This is a genomic window from Kitasatospora xanthocidica, assembly GCF_014656195.1.
Lineage (GTDB): Bacteria > Actinomycetota > Actinomycetes > Streptomycetales > Streptomycetaceae > Kitasatospora > Kitasatospora xanthocidica.
The window spans coordinates 251210-268284 of sequence record NZ_BNBY01000008.1; the positions used below are offsets into that span (position 1 = coordinate 251210).

General features: G+C 73.8%; 15 protein-coding genes. 11 read left to right on the plus strand and 4 right to left on the minus strand.

All coding sequences use genetic code 11. From position 1 onward, the window contains the following. The first annotated feature begins 12 nt into the window (after positions 1-12). The 5 genes from IE332_RS17375 to IE332_RS17395 are packed head-to-tail and all read left to right on the plus strand — an operon-like array spanning position 13 to position 5969. Positions 13-1356 (plus strand): extracellular solute-binding protein, encoded by a 1344-nt coding sequence (locus IE332_RS17375; RefSeq protein ID WP_189917061.1) that lies wholly within the window; start codon positions 13-15, stop codon positions 1354-1356. After that, a complete protein-coding gene (locus IE332_RS17380; RefSeq protein ID WP_189917063.1) occupies positions 1353-2276 on the plus strand; it encodes a carbohydrate ABC transporter permease in 924 nt (307 codons plus the stop codon). Before IE332_RS17375 ends, IE332_RS17380 begins: the two co-directional genes overlap by 4 nt. Then, entirely contained in the window at positions 2273-3100 is an 828-nt protein-coding gene (locus IE332_RS17385; RefSeq protein WP_189917065.1) for a carbohydrate ABC transporter permease, read from the plus strand. Before IE332_RS17380 ends, IE332_RS17385 begins: the two co-directional genes overlap by 4 nt. 2 nt (positions 3101-3102) lie before the next feature. Then, complete coding sequence (locus IE332_RS17390; protein WP_189917067.1) at positions 3103-4911, plus strand: glycoside hydrolase family 36 protein; 1809 nt, start codon at positions 3103-3105, stop codon at positions 4909-4911. A gap of 20 nt (positions 4912-4931) precedes the next feature. Then, complete coding sequence (locus tag IE332_RS17395) at positions 4932-5969, plus strand: LacI family DNA-binding transcriptional regulator (RefSeq protein WP_189917069.1); 1038 nt, start codon at positions 4932-4934, stop codon at positions 5967-5969. Between the two features lie 41 nt (positions 5970-6010). Here the strand turns inward: IE332_RS17395 and IE332_RS17400 are convergent, their stop codons facing one another. Next, positions 6011-6820, minus strand: a complete 810-nt coding sequence (locus tag IE332_RS17400; protein ID WP_189917071.1) for a DeoR/GlpR family DNA-binding transcription regulator — start codon at positions 6818-6820, stop codon at positions 6011-6013. A gap of 104 nt (positions 6821-6924) precedes the next feature. Here IE332_RS17400 and galT point away from each other — a divergent pair, with 104 nt between their 5' ends. Both galT and galK read left to right on the plus strand, forming a co-directional pair. After that, entirely contained in the window at positions 6925-8031 is a 1107-nt protein-coding gene (gene galT, locus IE332_RS17405; RefSeq protein WP_189917073.1) for a galactose-1-phosphate uridylyltransferase, read from the plus strand. A 68-nt stretch (positions 8032-8099) separates the two neighbouring features. Then, the gene (galK, locus tag IE332_RS17410; protein WP_229928669.1) at positions 8100-9242 is read left to right on the plus strand and encodes a galactokinase; all 1143 of its coding nucleotides are present in this window, start codon (positions 8100-8102) and stop codon (positions 9240-9242) included. On the opposite strand, the gene IE332_RS17415 is transcribed toward galK, so the two are convergent. Next, complete coding sequence (locus IE332_RS17415) at positions 9243-9905, minus strand: NADPH-dependent F420 reductase (protein ID WP_189917075.1); 663 nt, start codon at positions 9903-9905, stop codon at positions 9243-9245. It abuts the gene before it with no gap. 190 nt (positions 9906-10095) lie between these two features. Here IE332_RS17415 and IE332_RS17420 point away from each other — a divergent pair, with 190 nt between their 5' ends. Together IE332_RS17420 and IE332_RS17425 are read left to right on the plus strand one after the other, a co-directional pair. Then, complete coding sequence (locus IE332_RS17420; RefSeq protein ID WP_189917076.1) at positions 10096-10875, plus strand: SDR family NAD(P)-dependent oxidoreductase; 780 nt, start codon at positions 10096-10098, stop codon at positions 10873-10875. Between the two features lie 82 nt (positions 10876-10957). Then, positions 10958-11797: a helix-turn-helix domain-containing protein gene (locus tag IE332_RS17425; protein WP_189917078.1), complete on the plus strand. Its 840-nt coding sequence runs from the start codon at positions 10958-10960 to the stop codon at positions 11795-11797. A gap of 69 nt (positions 11798-11866) precedes the next feature. Here the strand turns inward: IE332_RS17425 and IE332_RS17430 are convergent, their stop codons facing one another. Beyond that, entirely contained in the window at positions 11867-12487 is a 621-nt protein-coding gene (locus IE332_RS17430; protein WP_189917080.1) for an L-threonylcarbamoyladenylate synthase, read from the minus strand. 254 nt (positions 12488-12741) lie between these two features. Between IE332_RS17430 and IE332_RS17435 the strand changes: the two genes are divergently transcribed. Continuing rightward, positions 12742-14061 carry a cytochrome P450 gene (locus tag IE332_RS17435; RefSeq protein ID WP_189917082.1) on the plus strand — a complete coding sequence of 440 codons (1320 nt, stop codon included), beginning with the start codon at positions 12742-12744 and terminating at the stop codon, positions 14059-14061. A 63-nt stretch (positions 14062-14124) separates the two neighbouring features. Here the strand turns inward: IE332_RS17435 and IE332_RS17440 are convergent, their stop codons facing one another. After that, on the minus strand, positions 14125-14538 hold the full coding sequence (locus IE332_RS17440; RefSeq protein ID WP_189917084.1) for a Fur family transcriptional regulator: 414 nt from the start codon (positions 14536-14538) through the stop codon (positions 14125-14127). Positions 14539-14816: 278 nt separating this feature from the next. On the opposite strand from IE332_RS17440, the gene katG reads away from it, so the two are divergent. Beyond that, positions 14817-17036, plus strand: coding sequence for a catalase/peroxidase HPI (gene katG / locus IE332_RS17445; RefSeq protein WP_189917086.1), 2220 nt, complete (start codon positions 14817-14819; stop codon positions 17034-17036). Positions 17037-17075: the final 39 nt, after the last annotated feature.

The window sequence follows — 17075 nt, forward strand, 5'->3', positions numbered from 1 at the left end:
GAGAGGAATGCAATGTCACACCTTTCCCGACGCGATCTGCTCCGCACCTCCGGAGCGGGCTTGCTGGCCCTCACCGCCGGCGGCGCCCTCGCGGCCTGCGGCGGCGGCTCCGGTTCGGGCGGTGCCGGCGGCGACGCCGAGAGCGGCACCGTCACCGTCTGGTCCTGGGCCACCGCCGCCGAGGCCCTGCGCGGCGTCGTCCCGGCCTTCGAGAAGGACAACCCCGGGATCAAGGTCGACGTCCAGGACATCGGCGAACCCGCCATCTGGGACAAGATCACCGTCGGCATGGCGGCCGGCGGCCAGGGCCTCGGCGACGTGCTGCACATCGGCTGCGACTACCTGCCCGGCTACCTGGAGAAGTTCCCCGGCGGCCTCGCCAACCTCTCCGAGTTCGGCGCCGACGCCCACAAGGACGCGTTCGCCAAGGGCCTGTGGCCGGTCGTCACCGGCAAGGACGGCCACGCCTACGCGCTGCCCTGGGAGGTCAACCCGCTCGGCTTCTTCTACCGCAAGGACTACTTCGACAAGGCGGGCGTCGACCCCGAGTCCCTCGCCACCTGGGACGACCTGATCGCCGTCGCCGACCGCTTCAAGGCCGCCAACCCCGGCATCGCCATGGTCGGCCTCAACAAGGCCGCCAACCCCAGCCCCGACCTGGACTTCCTCCAGGGCCTGATGCAGCTCCAGGGGGCCTTCTACTTCGACCTCCAGGGGAGGATCACCGTCGGTTCGGAGGCGGCCGTGCGCGCCCTGACGATCATCAAGCGGCTGGAGGAGGCCGGGATGATCGCCGACACCCCCGGCGTCCAGAGCTGGCCGCCCGTGATGAAGGCCGGCAAGCTCGCGGTGGCCGCCATGCCCGCCTGGGTCGCGCACTACCTGGAGAAGAAGTTCACCGACCAGAGCGGCGACTGGCGCCTCACCAAGCCGCCGGCGGTCACCCCCGGCGGCAAGCGCACCGCGCTGGTCAACTCCACCCACCTGGCCGTCGCCGCCTCCAGCCCGCGCCGCCGGGCCGCCTGGAAGTTCGTCGAGTACGCGCTCACCCGCACCGCCGCGGTCAACTCCATGTTCAACGCCGGCGGCGTCTTCCCCGCCCTCACCGCGGCCTACGCCGACCCGCTGTACTCCGCCCCGAGCGCCTTCTACGGCGGCCAGCCGGTGCTCAAGACCTTCGCCGACCTCGCCACCGACGGCGGCGATCCCACCAACTACTCCGGCGACTACGCGCGCGCCCTCAAGCTCGTCAGCGACGCCCAGACCAAGGTCCTGCTCAAGGGCGCCGACCCGGCGGCCGTCCTCCAGGACGCCGCCAAGCAGCTCGCCCAGCAGACCGGACGCACGATCGCATGACCGCCGCCGTCCCGTCCGTCACCCTCGCCAAGGACGCCGCGCGGGCCCACCGCAACGCCCGCCGGCGCCGCACCGCCGTGCCCTACCTGCTGCTCGCCCCCGCCCTGCTGACCTTCGGCGTGTTCAAGGCCTACCCGGTCGTCGACTCGCTGCTGCTGTCCTTCACCACCGGCTCCGGCTCCGCCAGCCACGCCGCCGGACTCGCCAACTACCGCCGCCTGCTGGACGATCCGCTGTTCTGGACGGCCCTGCGCAACACGGGCGAGATCCTGGTCCTCCAGGTGCCGCTGATGCTCGGCCTGGCCCTGCTGACGGCCGTCGGCATCAACTCGGCGCTGGTGCGCTGGCGTACGGTCTGGCGGCTCGGCGTCTTCATGCCCTCGGTCACCGGCCTGGTCGCCACCGGCGTGATGTTCGCCTACCTGCTCAAGGCCGACGACGGCGCGGTCAACTGGCTGCTGAACGCCGTCGGCCTGCCCGCCGTCGACTGGCTCGGCCAGCCCTTCTGGGCCCGGATGGCCGTCGTCCTGGTGCTCACCTGGCACTACACCGGCTACAACGCCGTCATCTACCTCGCCGGACTCCAGTCCATCCCACGGGAGTTGTACGAGGCCGCGATGGTCGACGGCGCCGGTCCGGTCCGCCGGTTCACCGCGATCACCGTCCCCGGCCTGCGCCCGGTGCTGCTCTTCACGATCGTGCTGTCCACCATCGGCACGCTCCAGCTCTTCGACGAGCCGTACGTGCTGACCGGCGGCGGGCCCGACAACGCCACCCTGACCGTCTCCATGTACCTGTACCAGAACGGCTTCCGGTTCTTCGACTTCGGCTACGCCTCCGCCATCGCCTACGCGCTCACCCTGCTCGTGTCGGTGCTCGGCGCGGCCCAGATGCGCCTGATGGGAGAGCGCGACACATGAATCCGACGAAGCTGCGCGGCTGGCCGCTGACCTTCCTCCTGGCCGGCGTCACCGGGCTGTCGATCGCCCCCTTCTACTGGCTGGTGGTCTCCTCCACCCGCAAGGACACCGAGGTCTTCGACTGGCCGCCCAAGCTGCTGCCCGGCGGGAGCCTCGGCGAGAACCTGAGCCACCTGGAGCAGAAGATCGGCCTGCTCAGGGTGGTCGGCAACTCCCTGCTGGTGGCGGGCGTCCAGACGCTGGGCGCCCTGGTCGTGGCGCTGCTCGCGGGCTACGCCTTCGCCAAGTTCCGCTTCCGCGGCCGCACCCTGCTGTTCGCGCTGCTGCTCTCCACCCTGGTGGTGCCCGAACAGGTCATGCTGGTGCCGCTGTTCAAGATGATGATGAACCTCGGCCTGCTCGACACCTACCAGGCGCTGATCCTGCCCGGGCTCTGCGTGCCCTTCGCCATCTTCCTGATGCGGCAGTCGCTGAGCAGTCTGCCGGACGAACTCCTGGACGCCGCCCGGGTCGACGGCGCGGGCGAACTCCGGGTGCTGTTCAGCGTGGTGGTGCCGGTCATGCGGCCGGTGCTGGCCGCCCTGTCGATCTTCCTCTTCCTGGGCTCCTGGAACCAGTTCGTCTGGCCGCTGATCGCCCTGCGCAGCCCCGAGATGCACACCCTGCCGGTCGCGCTGGCGACCCTGCACGGCAACAAGGCCAACACCGACTACGGCGCCATCCTCTCCGGCACCGCGCTGTCCACCCTGCCGATGATGGTCCTCTTCCTGGTCCTCCAGCGGCAGTTCATCTCCGGCCTGCTGGCCGGCGCCACGAAAGGCTGAGCATGACCGAGAGCGTGACCGAGAGCACGGCCGAGGGCGCGACCCCGAGCACGGCCGAAAGCACCGAGGCGAGCACGACGCCGAGCACGGCCGAGGTCTGGGAGCCGCACGCCCCCGCCGTCGCCGGAGGCCTGCGCCCGCTCCACGCCCCAGGGCTGGACCTGCGGGTGAGCGGCGCCGCCACCGCCCGGGAGACCGCCGACGGGGTGGTGGAGGTGACCGCCGAGGGCAGCGGCGACGTCCGGATCGAGTGGCGGGTGCCCTGCGTCGACGCCACCGCGTTCTGGACGCCCGAGCCGCGCGGCACCGGCCGGCTGCCCGCCGCCTGGAGCGCCCCGCGCCGGACCGGCCTCGCCGACGGCGCGCCGATCGCCGCGCTGGTCGGCACCGGCGACGTGGCGCTCTGCGCCTTCGCCGCCGGGCGCCCGGACGTCCTGACCGGGGCCGGCGTGGTCGAGGAGACCGGCGAGTTCCGGTTCTGGGCCCAGGCCGCCGACCGGCTGACCGTGCGGATCGACACCTCGCGCCGGCACTACGCCCGCTGCCTGGCCGACCTCGCCGCCTGGTGGGGCGCCGACCACGCGGCCGACATCCCCGACGCCGCCCGCCAACCCGCCTACTCCACCTGGTACTCGATGCACCAGGACGTCTCGCCGAAGGGCGTCGAGACCCAGGCCGCGCTCGGCAAGGAACTCGGCCTGGACGTGATCATCGTGGACGACGGCTGGATGACCGCCGACCGCACCCGCGGCTACGCCCACTGCGGCGACTGGGAGCCGGTCTCCCTGCCCGACACCGCCGCCCACGTCCGGCGCGTCCACGAGCTCGGCGTCCGCTACCTGCTCTGGTACGCACTGCCGTTCATCGGCAAGGACAGCGCCGCCTACCAGCGGATCGGCCGGTACGCGCTCGCCGAGGTCCCCCGGATGGGCGCGGTCGTCGCGGACCCGCGCCACCCCGAGGTCCGGGCCTTCCTCACCGACCGGCTCGCCCGCGCCGTCGAGGAGTGGGGCATGGACGGACTCAAGGTCGACTTCGTCGACTGGTTCGCCCGCGCCGCCCAGGGCGGCGACGCCCCGGCGGCCGGCCCCGGGGCGGACTGCGACAGCGTCGACGAGGGCGTGCGACGGCTGCTCGCCGCCATCCGCGACCGGATCACCGCCGCGAACCCGGAGGCGATGATCGAGCACCGCCAGCCGTACGTGAGCCCCGGCCTGTGGCCGTACGCCACCATGATCCGCGCCACCGACTGCCCGCTCAGCCCGCAGGAGAACCGGCAGCGGACCGTCGACGTGCGGCTCGCCGCCGGGCCCGTCCCGGTCCACGCCGACATGCTGATGTGGCACCCGGCCGAGCCGCCGGAGCAGATCGCCTGCCACCTGATCAACGTGCTGTTCTCGGTCCCGCAGGTCTCCGTCGACCTCGCCGCGCAGAGCGACGGGCAGCGCGAGGCGCTCGCCTTCTGGCTCGGCGTCTTCCGCGAACACACCGAGACCCTCCAGCTCGGCGAACTGCTGCCGGCCCGCCCGGACCTCGGCTACCCGATGGTCACCGCGCGCGGCGCCGACACCGTCGCGGTGGCACGCTACGCCGCCCTTCCCGTGGACGCCGCCGGCGAGGACTGGCGCACCCTGCTGGTCGCCAACGCCGACGCCGACCCGGACGTGCGGCTCACCGGCGGCAGCGGGCGGGCCGCGGTGACGGTGCGGGACGCCCGGGGGCGTATCGTCCGGCAGGGCGAGGTCGAGCTGGCCGCCGCGGACCCGATCCCGGTACCGCGCGGCGGACTGCTCACCCTGCGCCGCCCCTGACCAGGCCTGGAGGAGACCGGATGCCCGAGGGACCGCCGCGACCGCGCCGCGGCGCCAGCACGATCGAGGAGGTCGCCCGGGCGGCCGGGGTCTCCCGGCAGACCGTCTCCAACGCGCTCAACGCCCCGCACCGGGTCCGGCCGGAGACCCTGGAACGCGTCACCACCGCGATCCGCGAACTCGGCTACCAGCCCGACCAGTCCGCCCGCTCGCTGCGCAGCGGCGCCCGGCGCACCCTCGGCTACCTCGCCCCGGTGGACGACCCGCTCGACCCCAACCCGCTGATGGCCGGCTTCCTGGAGGCCCTGGTCGACGCGGCGGGCGCCGAAGGCCGACGGGTCCTGCTGTTCCGGCCCGCCCCGCCGACGGCGGACCCGACGGCCGCGATCGACGAACTGGTGGCGGCCCGCCAGGTGGACGGGCTGGTGCTGGCCGACGTACTGGCCGAGGACGCCCGGATCGCGCACGTCGCCCGGCTCGGCGTCCCCTTCGTCAGCTTCGGGCGCACCGGCCCGGGGGAGCCGCAGCACTGGGTGGACATCGCCAACGACGCGGCGATGGCCGAGGTGGTGCGGCACCTCGCGGCCCAGGGCCACCGCCGGATCGGCTACCTCGGCGCCGCCGAGGAGCTGCCCTGGATGGCGGCGCGGCGGGCGGGCTTCCTCGCCGAGGCCCACCGGCTGGGGCTCACCGCGGTGGCGCTGCCCGGGGCGGAGGCGACCGCCCCTTCGGCGGTCGCCGCGGTCCGGGCGCTGCTGCGCGGGCCCGACCGGCCGACCGCCGTCGCCGCGGGCAGCGACCTGCTGGCGCTGGACGTGTACGAGGCGGTCCGGGCGGAGGGGCTGGCGGTCGGGCCCGGCGGGGTGGCCGTCACCGGCTTCCACGACACGCCGCTCTGCCGCCACCTGCACCCCGGGCTGACCTCCGTCCGGCTGCCGCTGCGGGCGATCGCCGCCGCGCTGGTCGGTCGGCTGCTGGGCCGGCTGCGCGGTGAGGCGGAGCCGGCGGCGGGGCTGGAGCTGCCCACCGAGCTGGTGGTGCGGGGGAGCAGCGGGTAGCCGGAAGCGGGCCGCGGGCTGTCGGCCAGTCGGGTCGTCGGTCAGTCGGCGCCCGGTGCGACGATCAGCTCGCCGACCAGGCGGGCGGCCGCGGCCCGCTGTTCGGCGGGCAGGGCGTCGTCGGTGACGAGGACGTCCAGCTGGTCCAGAGCGGCGAAGGAGGCCAGGCCGACGGCGTTCCACTTGGTGTGGTCGGCCACCACGACCACCCGGCGGGCCGAGTGCAGAAAGGCCCGGTTGGTCTCCGCCTCGGCCAGGTTGGGGGTGGTCAGCCCGGCCTCGGGGGAGAGGCCGTGGCAGCCCAGGACCAGCAGGTTGACGTGCAGCGAGCGGATCGCCTGGTCGGCCACCGGCCCGACCAGCGCGTCCGAGGGTGTGCGGACGCCGCCGGTGCGGATCACCGTCGCGGTGGCGGGGCCGCCGTCCTCGTCGGGCTGTTCGAGGAGGTCGGCGATCCGCAGCGAGTTGGTGACCACGGTGAGGCCCTCGACCGCGCGCAGGTGCCGGGCGACCGCGAAGGTGGTCGTCCCGCCGGCCAGCGCGACGGCCGAGCCGGGCGGTACCAGTGCGGCGGCCGCGCGGGCGATCGCCTCCTTGGCGGGCAGCTCCCAGTGCGCCTTGGTCTCGAACCCGGGCTCGCCGGTGGCCGGCGCCTCGATCCGCACCGCGCCGCCGTGCACCTTGTGCACCAGGCCGCGGCGGGCCAGCGCGTCCAGGTCGCGGCGGACCGTCATGTCGGACACCCCGAGCTCCCGGACCAGCTCGGTGACCCGGACCCCGCCGCGCGCACGGACCTGCTCCAGGATCAGCACACGGCGCTGCCCGGCGAGCGGTTGGGCGCTGTCAGCCATCGGGAGGCCTCCTTCCCCTACGTCTGAGGCATGGCATTGGTGGATAATGTTTGAGATTGTAGCTTTCTGTTGATTCCAATGGCTCCACTCGGAGGAAGAAGGCCATGCCCGGGACGACCCTGACCCAGCCCACGACCAGGACCGTGACCGGACTCGCGGACGGCCGGCAGCTGATCTACTACGACCGCGGGGCCGCCGCCCCCCGGAACGCCGTCGACGAACGCCCGCTGGATCCGCAGGCCCCCGGCTCCCAGGTCCGGCTCGACCCGGCCACCGGCGACTGGGTCACCATCGCCGCGCACCGCCAGGCCCGCACCTACCAGCCGCCCGCCGAGGAGTGCCCGCTCTGCCCGTCCCGGGACGGCCGGCTCAGCGAGATCCCGGCCGAGGACTACCAGGTGGCCGTCTTCGAGAACCGCTTCCCCTCGCTCGCCGGCCCGCCCGCCGACCCCGCCGGGGAGGCCGACGGCCTGTGGACCGCGGGCCCCGGCGCCGGCCGCTGCGAAGTGGTCTGCTTCACCGCCGACCACGACGCCTCCTTCGCCGACCTCACCCCCGAGCGGGCCCGGCTGGTCCTGGACGCCTGGACCGACCGCACCGCCGAACTCTCCGCCCTGCCGGGGATCGAACAGGTCTACTGCTTCGAGAACCGGGGCGCCGAGATCGGCGTCACCCTCGCCCACCCGCACGGCCAGATCTACGCCTTCCCGTTCACCACCCCCCGCACCGCCCGGATCGCCGCCCGCGCGGCCCGGCACCGCGCCGCCACCGGCGGCAACCTCTTCGAGGACCTCCTCGCCGCCGAACGCGCCCACGGCGAGCGCGTCGTGCTGACCGGCGAGCACTGGACGGCCTTCGTGCCCTTCGCCGCCCGCTGGCCCTACGAGGTGCACCTGTACCCGAACCGCAGGGTGCCCGACCTGACCGCCCTGGACGAGTCGCAGCGCGCCGAATTCCCGCTCCTCTACCTGGAGTTGCTCCGCCGCTTCGACCGCCTCTTCGGCACCGGCCGCACCCCGTACATCTCCGCCTGGCACCAGGCGCCCACCGGGCAGCGCGACGAACTCGCCCTGCACCTGGAGCTGTTCACCATCCGGCGCGCCGCCGACAAGCTCAAGTACCTGGCCGGCGTGGAATCCGGCATGGACGCCTTCGTCAACGACGTCACCCCCGAGGACGCGGCCCGCCGGCTGCGGGAGGTCGCGTCGTGAGCCCCGCGCACCCCGTGAACACTGTGAACCCCGAGAACACTGTGAGCCCCGTGAGCCCCGTGAACCCCGTGAACCCCGTGAACGCCCCCACCTTCGCCGAGCTCTACGGACGCCCCGCCGAAGGCGAGTGGGCCGCCCCCGGGCGGGTGAACCTGATCGGCGAACACACCGACTACAACCTCGGCTTCGTGCTGCCGATCGCCCTCCCGCAGACCGTCCGCGCCCAGGCCGCCCGCCGGGACGACGGACTGCTGCGGCTCTGGTCCGCCCAGGGCCGGGAACTCGTCGAACTCCGGCTCGCCGACCTCGCCCCGGGCGCGGTACCCGGCTGGGCCGGCTACCCGGCCGGCGTGGTGTGGGCGCTGCGTGACGCCGGACACGAGGTCGGCGGCGCCGACATCCGGCTGGACAGCGACGTCCCGAGCGGCGCCGGCCTCTCCTCCTCCGCGGCCCTCGAATGCGCCGTCGCCGCCGCCTACGACGGCCTGTACGGGCTGGGCCGCTCCGCATCCGAACTCGCCCAGCTCGCCCAGCGGGCCGAGAACGCCTTCGTCGGCGTGCCCTGCGGGATCATGGACCAGATGGCCTCGATGTGCTGCCGCCCCGGCGCCGCCCTGTTCCTGGACACCCGCGACCTGTCGGCACGCCAGGTCCCCGTCGACCTCGCGGGCGCGGGCCTCGCCCTGCTCGTCCTGGACACCCGGGTCAAGCACGACCTCGGCGACGGCGCGTACGCCGCCCTGCGGGCCGGCTGCGAGAAGGCCGCCGGCCTGCTCGGACTGCCCGCGCTGCGCTCCCTGGAACCCGCCGGACTCGCCGACGCGCTCACCCGCCTCCCCGAGGAACTGCGCCCCCTGGTACGCCACGTGGTCATCGAGAACGCGCGCGTGGAGGCCGCCGTCGCCCACCTGGACGCCGGCGACCTCCCGGCACTGGGCCCGGTCCTGACCGCCGGCCACGCCTCGCTGCGCGACGACTTCCGGGTCTCCTGCCCGGAGACCGACCTCGCCGTCGAAGCAGCGGTGGCCGCCGGTGCCCACGGCGCCCGGATGACCGGCGGCGGGTTCGGCGGCTCCGTCATCGCCCTGGTCGACACCGGCCGGGCCGACCACGTCGCCGCCGAGGTCACCGCCGCCTTCCGCACCGCCGGCTACGCCGAGCCGCGCACCCTCACCGCCACCCCCGCCGAGGGGGCTCGGCGGATCCGCTGATCAGGCCCGGTGGGCCGCCGGGCGCTCCGGGGAGGCCTCCGCGAGCGCCCGGGCCACGGCCTCGGCGCCGGCGCGCAGCCCGTACACCGGGGTGGACGGCTGCTGGCGCCAGGAGTCGTCGATGCCGCCCGCGTCCACCGAGTCGAAGCCCAGCTCGTCGACCAGCGCCCGGACGACCCGCTTGGCCGCCTCGTCGTCGCCCGCGACCGGCACGGCGATCCGCTCCGGGTCGCCCGCCGGGAGCGGACGGTCCAGCAGGTCCTGCGCGTAGGTGCCGTTGAACACCTTCACCACCGGGTGGCCGAGGTGCCGCTCCGTCCACCGGCTCTCGGTGAGCCCGTCGTCCTCGATCGCGTCGATCCGGCCGTCGCGCTCCTTCGGGTAGTAGTTGCCGGTGTCGATCACGGCCACGCCCTCGGCGGCCCCGTCGAACAGCCCGGCGGGCAGGTCCGGGACGTTCTTCAGCGGCACGGTCACGACCACGACCTCGGCGCCCCGCGCCGCCTCGGCGACCGTCACCGCCGTCGCGCCGGTCTCCTCGACCAGGGCCTTCAGCGTCTCCGGGCCGCGCGAGTTGGCGACCGAGACGTCGTGCCCGAGCGCGGTCAGCCGCCGGGTCAGGTTTCCGCCGATGTTGCCCGCGCCGATGATGCCGATCTTCATAGGAAGCCCCTCGTGTGCGAGTTCCGTACCGGGTCGTCAGGCTCGTACGGCCCGTCCGGCCGCGGTAGCCCGTCGTCCTGTCCCAACCGCGCCGCGACCGCCGCGATTCCCCGCGCCAGGGTGGTTCTCCGGGACCCGGGGTCGGGGCGGGTCTGGTACCGGGTCAGCGGCCGCCGTGAGGGTGGGGGCCATGAACACCGACCGCACCCCCGCCGCCGACCGCACCGTCCTCGTCACCGGCGGCACCAGCGGCATGGGCCTCGCCACCGCCCGCCGCCTGCTCGCCGACGGCTCCCGGGTCGTCGTCACCGGCCGCGACGACGCCCGGCTCGACCGCGCCGCCCGGCTGCTCGACGCCGGCGACCGGCTGCTCGCCGTCCGCGCCGACGCCGCCGTCCCGGCCGACCTGGCCCGCCTCGCCGACACCGTCCGGGAGCGGTACGGCAAGCTCGACGGCGTCTTCGCCAACGCGGGCGTGGCCGGCTTCCGGCCGCTGGAGGAGGTCACCGAGGACGAGTTCGACCGGATCACCGGCACCAACCTCAAGGGCGTCCTCTTCACCGTCCGGCACGCCCTGCCCCTGCTGGACGCGGCCGGCGGCGGCTCGGTCGTCCTCAACGCCTCCTGGACCCAGCACCGCGGCCTGCCCGGCGCCGCCGTCTACGCCGCCACCAAGGCGGGCGTCCGCAGCCTCGCCCGCACCCTCGGCAGCGAGCTCGCCGGGCGCCGGATCCGGGTCAACTCGGTCAGCCCCGGCTACATCGTCACCGAGATGTTCCACCGGGCCGTCCCGGACCCGGCCGACCACGAGCCGATCCGCGGCCACGTCCCGCTCGGCCGCCTCGGCACGGCGGAGGACGTCGCCGAGACCGTGGCCTTCCTGCTCTCCGACCGGTCCTCGTACATCACCGCCCAGGACATCGTGATCGACGGCGGCCTCGTCCCCGCCTTCCCCTCCCTCACGGGCTGATCCACCCGCCGCCCCGTGCGTCCCCGTGCCTGGTCCTGACAGGGCCAGGCACGGGGACGCCCCGCCGGGCGAGAATCCTTCCGTGAACCCGACCAGCGCCCTGAGCGAATTCCTCCGCACCCGCCGCGCCCGGCTGCGCCCCGAGGACGTCGACCTCCCCGACTACGGCGGCCGCCGCCGGGTCGCCGGGCTGCGCCGCGAGGAGCTCGCCCACCTGGCGGGCGTCAGCGTCGACTACTACACCCGCCTCGAACAGGGCCGGGTCGGCAACCCCTCGCAGACCGTGCTCGACGCCGTCGCCCGCGCCCTGCGGCTGGCCCCCGACGAGTCCGGCCACCTCCACCGGCTGGCCCGGCCCGCGCCCCGCCCGCGCCGCCGCCCCGCCGTCCGCCAGCAGCCCCGCCCCTCCCTGCTGCGGCTGCTGGAGCAACTCCACGACACCCCGGCCCTGGTGATGGGCCACCGGATGGACATCCTGGCCTGGAACCGGGCCGCCACCGCCCTGTTCGGCGACTACGGCGCCCTGCCGGCCGAGGAACGCAACATCGCCCGCATCACCTTCCTCGACCCCTCCTCCCGCGAGCTCTACGCCGACTGGGCGAGCTGCGCCCGGGAGAACGCCGCCTTCCTCCACCTGGAGGCCGGCCGCCGCCCCGACGACCCGCTGCTCGCCGAACTCGTCGGCCAACTCTGCCTCCGCAGCGAGGAGTTCCACCACTTCTGGGCCGAACACCCGGTCGCCGACAAGACCTCCGGCCGCAAGGTCTTCCGCCACCCCGTCGCCGGCACCCTGGACCTCGCCTACGACACCCTCCGCCCCGCCGACGACCCCGGCCAGGCCCTGGTCACCTACACCCCCGACCCGGGCACCCCGTCCGACGACGCCCTCCGCCTGCTGCTCTCCTGGGCCGCCTCGCGCTGAGCCCCGCGTTCCCCGGCGCCGGGCCGGTCGGGTGACGGACGGCCCCCGCCGCGGGAGCCGCCCGGTCCGTCACTCGAAGCGCGCGGGGTCTCCGGCCCCCCGTCGGACGACCTCCGGGCTGCCGCTGGAGAAGTCGATGACCGTCGTCGGCTCGGTGCCGCAGTCGCCCGAGTCGACCACCGCGTCGAGCACGTGGTCGAGGCGCTCCTTGATCTCCCAGCCCTGGGTCATCGGTTCGTCGTCGCCGGGCAGGACCAGGGTGCTGGAGAGCAGCGGCTCACCGAGTTCGGCGAGCAGCGCCCGGGTCACGGCGTGGTCGGGGATCCGGACGCCCACCGTCTTCTTCTTGGGGTGCATCAGCCGGCGCGGAACCTCCTTGGTGGCGGGGAGGATGAAGGTGTAGCTGCCGGGGGTCGCGGCCTTGACGGCGCGGAACACGTTGTTGTCGAGCTGGACGAACTGCCCCAGCTGCGCGAAGTCCTCGCACATCAGGGTGAAGTGGTGGCGCTCGTCGAGGCGCCGGATCGTCCGGATCCGTTCGAGGCCGTCACGGTTGTCCAGCCGGCAGCCCAGGGCGAAACAGGAGTCGGTCGGGTACGCGATCAGGGCTCCGGAGCGGAGGCTGTCGGCCACCGTGCCGATGGTGCGCGGCTGGGGGGACTCGGGGTGAACGTCGAAGTACTTCGCCATTGGCCGACCCTACGGGATTCCCGGGGCTCATCGGCGCAGCCGCGTCGTCCCGCGTTCCGGCGTTCCCGCGTTCCGGCGTTCCCGCGTTCCCGCGTTCCCGCGTTCCCGCGTTCCCGCGTTCCCGCGTTCCCGCGTTCCGAGGTTCCCCCGTTCCGGCGTTCCCGCGTTCCCGCGTTCCCGCGTTCCGAGGTTCCCCCGTTCCGGCGTTCCCGCGTTCTGGCGGGCCGCCGGGCCGCGGCGTACGGTCGGTCGGCATGGGCTTCGATCAGGCTGTGGCGAACCGGATCTTCCTCCCCGGGACGTACGCCGAGGGCGTGCCGTACGACCTGTTCCGTGAGCTGCGGGCCGAGGCGCCGGTCTGCTGGGTGGAGGAGCCGGCGGTGGGGGAGTGGCCGGCCGGGCCCGGGTACTGGGCGGTGCTGCGGCACGCGGACGTGAAGCACGTGCTGCGCAGCCCGGAGGACTTCTCCTCGCACCTCGGCGCGACCCAGATCAGGGACCCGGACACGCCCGCCGACCTGGCCTTCGCCCGCACGATGATGCTCAACCAGGACCCGCCCGACCACTCCCGGCTGCGCCGGGCCGTCGCCGCGGCCTTCACCCCGCGGGCGCTGCACGAGCTGACCGTGGCCGTGGAGCGCCGCGCGGCCGAACTCGTCGACGCGATCCGCCCGTTGGGCGAGGCCGACTTCGTGCCGGTCGCCGCCGAGCTGCCGGTGTGGACACTGGCCCTGATCCTGGGCGTGCCGGAGCAGGACCGGCAGCTCCTGGTCGACTGGTCGAACCGGGTGATCGGCTACCAGGACCCCGACCACGCCCGGTCCAGTACCGCCGACCCCTCCCGGCTCACCGACCTGGGCCGCGCCGCGCTCGCCCACCGCCCCGCCGTCCGGACCGCTGTCCGCACCGCCCCCGGCGGACGCCCGGTCAACCCGCGCTCCCGCGCGGCCCTCGCCGACATGTTCGCGTACGCCCACGGGCTCGCCGAGCAGCCGCCGCCGGGCAGCATCGTCGCCCGGATGCGGGACGCCGGGCTGGGCCCCGCCGAGTTCGAGACGATGTTCTTCCTGTTCGGGGTCGCCGGCAACGAGACCCTGCGCAACGGCCTGCCCGGCGGGCTGTACTCCCTGCTCACCCACCCCGAGCAGTACGGCCGGCTGGCCCGCGAGCCCGGGCTGACCGCTCCGGCGGTCGAGGAGCTGCTGCGGTTCTGGCCGCCGGTCGTGGAGTTCCGCCGCACCGCCACCAGGGACGTGGTGCTGGCCGGGCGGCCGATTCGCCGGGGCGACAAGGTGGTGGTCTACCATGCCTCCGCAAACCGGGACGAATCGGTCTTCCCTGACCCGGACCGCCTGGACCTCACCCGCTCGCCGAACGACCACGTCAGCTTCGGCTTCGGCCCGCACTTCTGCGTCGGGGCACGGCTCGCCAGGATCCAGACGGCGGCCCTGATCCGCCGGGTCGTCGCCGGACTGCCCGGCCTGGAGCTCGCCTCCGACGCGCCGCCGAGGCGGCTGGTCTCCAACTTCCAGAACGGTCTCAAGTCACTGCCGGTCCGCTGGAGGCAGCGGTGAGGAACCCGGGGCGCGGAACCGCCGGCGCGGAACCGGCGGTGCGGGGACGGAGGCGTGGGGCGGTCAGCCCGCGCAGTCGGGGCAGAGCCCGCGGTAGGTGACCTCGGCCTGCGAGACGGTGAAGCCGAAGCGCTGCTCCGCCGGGAGGTCGGCGAGCGGGTTGCCGAGCGGGTGGACGTCGCGGATGGCGCCGCAGCCGGTGCAGATCAGGTGCTGGTGCGGACGGTGGGCGTTGGGGTCGTAGCGCTTGGCGCGCCCGTCGGTGGCGACCTCGATGACCTCGCCGAGCGTGACCAGCTCGCCGAGGGTGTTGTAGACCGTCGCCCGGGAGATCTCCGGCAGGCGCTCGGCCGCCCGGGCGTGCACCTCGTCCGCGGTCAGGTGCACGTGCTCGCCGTCCAGGACCTCGGCCACGACACGCCGCTGGGAGGTCAGGCGCCAGCCGCGCCCGCGCAGCCGCTCCAGCAGGTCACTCATATCGGTTCACCTATTCAGGTCAAGGGGAGGACCGGAGTTTACCAATGCACATCCTGCGCCCTCCGGTTCCCGATGGGATATGGGCTTGGTGCCTTTCTTGACTTGGATTCCGTCCATCGTAGGATCGGCTCCGCGCTAGCCTGGTGAGCAGCAGCACGTGGCTCCCGTTGCTGTGGTGCGCAGCAGCAACACGTGGCACGCGGCTCCGAACGGCACCGACCGGTGCCGTAGGCAGCCAGAGAAGACACCGTGATCCGCCTTGTGAGGGAAGGATTCCCATGTCTGACATCCACGATGCAACCGGCGTAGAGGCGAGTGCGGAGGGCTGCCCGGTGAATCACGGGCGCGCGCCGCACCCGACCCAGGGCGGTGGCAACCGCCAGTGGTGGCCGGAACGGCTCAATTTGAAGATCCTTGCCAAGAACCCCGCCGTCGCCAACCCGCTCGGCGGGGAGTTCGACTACGCGGCGGCCTTCGCCACCCTGGACCTCCCGGCCGTCAAGCGGGACATCCAGGAGATCCTCACCACCTCCCAGGACTGGTGGCCGGCCGACTACGGCAACTACGGTCCGTTCATGATCCGCATGGCCTGGCACAGCGCCGGCACCTACCGGATCAGTGACGGCCGCGGCGGCGCCGGCGGCGGCCAGCAGCGCTTCGCCCCGCTGAACAGCTGGCCCGACAACGCCAGCCTGGACAAGGCCCGCCGCCTGCTCTGGCTGGTGAAGAAGAAGTACGGCCGCAGCCTGTCCTGGGCCGACCTGATCGTCCTGACCGGCAACGTCGCGCTGGAGGGCATGGGCTTCCGGACCTTCGGCTTCGGCGGCGGCCGCGTCGACGAGTGGGAGCCGGACGAGGACGTCTACTGGGGCCCGGAGACCACCTGGCTGGGCGACGAGCGCTACACCGGCGACCGCGAGCTGGAGAGCCCGCTCGCCGCCGTCCAGATGGGCCTGATCTACGTCAACCCCGAGGGCCCCAACGGCAACCCGGACCCGATCGCCGCCGCCCGCGACATCCGCGAGACCTTCTACCGGATGGCGATGAACGACGAGGAGACCGTCGCGCTGATCGCCGGCGGCCACACCTTCGGCAAGACCCACGGCGCCGGCCCGGCCGACAACGTCGGCCCGGACCCGGAGGCCGCCCCGATCGAGCAGCAGGGCCTCGGCTGGAAGAGCAGCTTCGGCACCGGCGTCGGCGCCGACGCGATCACCAGCGGCCTGGAGGGCGCCTGGACCGCCACCCCGATCACCTGGGACAACAGCTTCTTCGAGACGCTGTTCGGCTACGAGTGGGAGCTCACCAAGAGCCCGGCCGGCGCCCACCAGTGGAAGCCCAAGGACGGCGCCGGCGAGGGCACCGTCCCGGACGCCCACGACCCGAGCAAGCGGCACGTCCCGATCATGCTCACCACCGACCTGTCGCTGCGCTTCGACCCGGTCTACGAGCCGATCTCCCGGCGCTTCCTGGAGAACCCGGACGCGTTCGCCGACGCCTTCGCCCGCGCCTGGTACAAGCTCACCCACCGCGACATGGGCCCGGTCGTCCGCTACCTCGGCCCGGAGGTCCCGAGCGAGAAGCTGCTCTGGCAGGACCCGCTGCCGGAGGTCTCGTACCAGTCGGTCGAGGCGGCCGACGTGGCCGACCTCAAGCGCCGGATCGGCGCCACCGGCCTCTCGGTGGCCGAGCTGGTCTCCACCGCCTGGGCGGCGGCCTCCTCCTTCCGCTCCAGCGACAAGCGCGGCGGCGCCAACGGCGCCCGCATCCGGCTGCAGCCGCAGATCGGCTGGGAGGTCAACGAGCCCGACCGGCTGGCCTCCGTGCTGCGCACCCTGGAGGGCGTGCAGCAGGAGTTCAACGCGCAGGCCGGCGGCGGAAAGCAGGTCTCGCTGGCCGACCTGGTGGTGCTGGCCGGCGGCGTCGGCGTCGAGCAGGCCGCCAAGGCGGCCGGCCTCGCCGTCGAGGTGCCGTTCGCGCCGGGCCGGGTGGACGCCCCGCAGGAGCTGACCGACACCGAGTCCTTCGCCGCGCTGGAGCCCAAGGCGGACGGCTTCCGCAACTGGGTCGGCAAGGGCAACCGGCTCCCGGCCGAGTACCTGCTGCTCGACAAGGCCAACCTGCTCGGCCTGAGCGCCCCCGAGCTGACCGTGCTGGTCGGCGGCCTGCGCGTGCTGGGCGCCAACCACGGCGGGTCCGCGCACGGCGTGCTCACCGCCACCCCGGGCGTGCTGACGAACGACTTCTTCGTCAACCTGCTGGACCTGGACACCCGTTGGACGGCCACCTCGGAGGACTCGCACACCTTCGAGGCCCACGACGCCTCCGGCAAGGTCACCTGGACCGGCACCCGGGCCGACCTGGTCTTCGGCTCCAACGCCGAACTGCGCGCCGTCGCCGAGGTGTACGCGAGCGACGACGCCAAGGAGAAGTTCGTGACGGACTTCGTCGCGGCCTGGACCAAGGTCATGAACGCGGACCGCTTCGACCTGGTCTGATCGAGGCCGTCCCGAGCCGGTGACGGCGGGAGCCCGGGA

Excerpts from the sequence above, each read along its gene's own strand:
- IE332_RS17375 (WP_189917061.1), top strand. The coding sequence starts at position 13 with ATGTCACACCTTTCCCGACGCGATCTGCTCCGCACCTCCGGAGCGGGC.
- IE332_RS17380 (WP_189917063.1), top strand. The coding sequence starts at position 1,353 with ATGACCGCCGCCGTCCCGTCCGTCACCCTCGCCAAGGACGCCGCGCGG.
- IE332_RS17385 (WP_189917065.1), top strand. The coding sequence starts at position 2,273 with ATGAATCCGACGAAGCTGCGCGGCTGGCCGCTGACCTTCCTCCTGGCC.
- IE332_RS17390 (WP_189917067.1), top strand. The coding sequence starts at position 3,103 with ATGACCGAGAGCGTGACCGAGAGCACGGCCGAGGGCGCGACCCCGAGC.
- IE332_RS17395 (WP_189917069.1), top strand. The coding sequence starts at position 4,932 with ATGCCCGAGGGACCGCCGCGACCGCGCCGCGGCGCCAGCACGATCGAG.
- IE332_RS17400 (WP_189917071.1), bottom strand. The coding sequence starts at position 6,820 with ATGGCTGACAGCGCCCAACCGCTCGCCGGGCAGCGCCGTGTGCTGATC.
- galT (WP_189917073.1), top strand. The coding sequence starts at position 6,925 with ATGCCCGGGACGACCCTGACCCAGCCCACGACCAGGACCGTGACCGGA.
- IE332_RS17415 (WP_189917075.1), bottom strand. The coding sequence starts at position 9,905 with ATGAAGATCGGCATCATCGGCGCGGGCAACATCGGCGGAAACCTGACC.
- IE332_RS17420 (WP_189917076.1), top strand. The coding sequence starts at position 10,096 with ATGAACACCGACCGCACCCCCGCCGCCGACCGCACCGTCCTCGTCACC.
- IE332_RS17430 (WP_189917080.1), bottom strand. The coding sequence starts at position 12,487 with ATGGCGAAGTACTTCGACGTTCACCCCGAGTCCCCCCAGCCGCGCACC.
- IE332_RS17435 (WP_189917082.1), top strand. The coding sequence starts at position 12,742 with ATGGGCTTCGATCAGGCTGTGGCGAACCGGATCTTCCTCCCCGGGACG.
- IE332_RS17440 (WP_189917084.1), bottom strand. The coding sequence starts at position 14,538 with ATGAGTGACCTGCTGGAGCGGCTGCGCGGGCGCGGCTGGCGCCTGACC.
- katG (WP_189917086.1), top strand. The coding sequence starts at position 14,817 with ATGTCTGACATCCACGATGCAACCGGCGTAGAGGCGAGTGCGGAGGGC.